This is a genomic window from Nocardiopsis alkaliphila YIM 80379, from assembly GCF_000341005.1.
Classification (GTDB): Bacteria; Actinomycetota; Actinomycetes; order Streptosporangiales; family Streptosporangiaceae; genus Nocardiopsis; species Nocardiopsis alkaliphila.
Genome location: NZ_ANBD01000038.1, coordinates 1 through 223, shown reverse-complemented (window position 1 = coordinate 223; position 223 = coordinate 1). Strand labels below are relative to the sequence as shown.

Below are 223 nucleotides of genomic sequence, written 5' to 3'. Positions count from 1 at the left end.
CCCCGCCCCCCGCCGCTCGTAGCGAGGTGGCGGTCTCCACCGGGAGCTCGTCCCTGGCCTGGGAGACGTTGAGACCCATCCCCACCACCACACCGATCCGTCCAGGGTCGGAGAAATCGGCCTCGGCGAGGATCCCGGCGAGCTTGCCGTCTCGCTCCCGGCCCGGCACGAGCACGTCGTTGGGCCACTTCAGCACGGCCCCTACCCCGGTCACCTCACCTAT

General features: G+C 70.9%; 1 pseudogene. It reads right to left on the bottom strand.

From position 1 onward, the window contains the following. A pseudogene (locus tag D472_RS24875) lies at positions 1 to 223 on the bottom strand (biotin--[acetyl-CoA-carboxylase] ligase); the annotation flags it as partial.